The organism is Halomonas sp. B23F22_20 (assembly GCF_043496985.1).
Taxonomy (GTDB): Bacteria; Pseudomonadota; Gammaproteobacteria; order Pseudomonadales; family Halomonadaceae; genus Halomonas.
Window position 1 is genome coordinate 1 of the sequence record NZ_JBIEKH010000127.1, and the last position, 567, is coordinate 567.

Annotated in this window: 1 protein-coding gene; it reads right to left on the reverse strand. The window is 43.0% G+C overall.

The genetic code is table 11. The features are described 5' to 3' along the window. A partial coding sequence (locus ACGTN6_RS20925) for an L-lactate permease (RefSeq protein WP_394595030.1) occupies positions 1-567 on the reverse strand: 567 nt, incomplete at both ends.

Below are 567 nucleotides of genomic sequence, written 5' to 3' on the forward strand. Positions count from 1 at the left end.
GGAGAATGAGAGCGACTAATGCAGCCAGTACAAGAACGGTACCAGGGGGGTATAGAACTTGCCATCCAGAAGAGATCTCATCAAACCCCATAATACGTTCACAAGATAAGTCCACGTTGTTCAATGTAAACTGCTTAACCGGTGTAACAATCCGTGTGATAAGAAGAAGAACAACTACAACTAAATACGGTGCCCAAGCGGTTAATAAGCTCATAGAAGGAGCTTCTTCATCTTCCACAAAATCGTGCTGAAGCGCTTCTTTCCACTCCTCCTCAGGAAGAAACGCTCCCTTTTTCGCTGTAATCGTTGCAACAGCTAGCCCTGTCAGTGAAGCCAGTATGGAAACAAATTCGTGACCAAAAAAAGTGGCATATAGTAACGCAGAAACGGAATACGTTAATCCAACGAGAAGGGCCCAACGGAATAAAGGAATCGACGCTTTCATTCCTTTTCCCTTTCCAAAGAAAATTGTCAGTACCACAACTAAAATAAACGGGATAAATGTGGCTCCTAAAAGGTCAATCCACGTAATCTTAACGCCAATCGTTTGAAAAAACGTAAGATCGG